At 59.9% G+C, this 1,744-nt stretch carries 1 pseudogene; it reads right to left on the bottom strand.

Going from position 1 to position 1,744, the window contains the following annotated elements:
* Positions 1-1,744: pseudogene (locus L1A08_RS00025) on the bottom strand (hypothetical protein); the annotation flags it as partial.

Raw genomic sequence — 1,744 nt, 5'->3', positions numbered from 1 at the left:
GCGTTTCATAGCGGAAGTAGGAGGTCCCGGTCTCACTCCAGGCCGAGCCAGTCCATTCGGCGGTGGTGACCGTCTTGAGGTCTCCATCCAGGCCATAGTCCTCATCGAAGTCGTAATAGATGTAGCTGGCCCGGACGATATTCTCCCAGCTGCCGGCGTCCACCTTACGGCGAAGCGTGACCGACTGCAGCAGCGGCAGGATCACCGAAGCATCGAACTCATAGTTCAGCTGCTCGATGATCGTCTGCGAGTTGATCGAGTACGTCCGTTCCACCTGCGTCGGATTGCGGCCATCCACCGAGTACTGCGTCGCCTGAATCACCGATCCACCGGGGTTGACTCGCTCCTTAAAGGCCCCTGTCGTGCCGACAAACTTCAGGATCGAGCCGTCCGGATTGGACAGCACGTACAGATCATTGCCCGCATCATAAGTCAGTTCATTCTTGACGCCAAAGCGCGCCACGAAGGCTCCATTGTCCACGTCGAACCACAGCGCCTTGGTTGCCTGCCCCTGCACGACGATGGTCTGGATCACCCCGTTCTCACGCAGGAAGGACAGGAACGACCACTCTCGCACCTGCCAGTTATAGCCATTGCCAAACGAAGAGTTCCCGGTCAGGCGGCTGCAGAAACTCCGCGTATGACCCCAGTTCGTTCCGAACCCTCCCGAAGAGATGTCATCCTGCCGGAACAGGATCTCGCCACTTGAATAACGCACCGGGAAGGCACTGCAGGTCCCTCCGGAGCACGACGAACCACCACGTCCTCCTAAATCAAAGTCTCGATCACCACGACCTAACCCGTTTCCGCCGCCACTCCCTCCTCCACCGCGGCGGCCACCGCTCCCACCACTACAGGTGTTTGAACCGCATCCATCGTTGCCACAACAAGATTCTGGCGGCCCGGGAGGCGGAGGATCAGGAGAACAACACTCTTCCCCATCGCAAGTCGGAAATTCATCATCATCGGGAACGTCATCGTCATCATCCCCTGAGCCTGAACCGCCCACAGATGACGCCATCGCGGCTCGCTCAGCTGCCGTCGGCGCTCCCGAGATCTCAAACCGCTGCGAGGAAGCCTGGTGCGTCAGATAATTGCCACCGGCAGCCAGCGCAACCACCTCTACCGAACGTGGCCATTTCTGAGGAGCGATCCGCGTCTGCGGCGTGTTCCAGTCACGATCCAACGTAATGGACTGCTGCCAGTTCGCATCACCCACTCCCAGCCAGCGGGGACCGACCACCGAGCCCTCGAGAGAGACCTGGCATTCCAGATATCCGGCAGTTCCCGGTGTCGCCTTAACAACCAGCCGGTGCAATCCTTCCCGCGATGGAAACACGTAGGTCCAAATTGCCTGCTGCGGTCCGGCATCGGCAAGTGCCGCGATATAATCGCCGGCCAGTTCGACCAGCTCTCCTGGAACAGCATCGCTCGACTGGAATATCGAGACCTTCAGCTGCGACGGCACCCGCTGGTGCCAATCCGTAGGCAACTGCTGCTCCAGACGAGCCGCCGGCGCCCCTTCCAGCATCCCTCCGGAACCGGTCATCTCGTGCTCAGAAATGTGCGATTCTTCTGACTGAGTTCGCGTCGTGCGACGCTGGATCCGGCCGGTCGCCGGGTCGTACTCTTCGATGATTTCGGAGACTTCACGCTTCGAGTCGATCTCCCGACGTGTCACCTTCCGCTGATTGGAATCCTCCCCACCACCCTCACCGAAGACACTTCCACGACTCATGGCCTT

It is taken from the genome of Rubinisphaera margarita, assembly GCF_022267515.1.
In the GTDB taxonomy this organism is placed as follows: Bacteria; Planctomycetota; Planctomycetia; order Planctomycetales; family Planctomycetaceae; genus Rubinisphaera; species Rubinisphaera margarita.
This window is presented reverse-complemented; position numbering and strand designations above follow the sequence as displayed.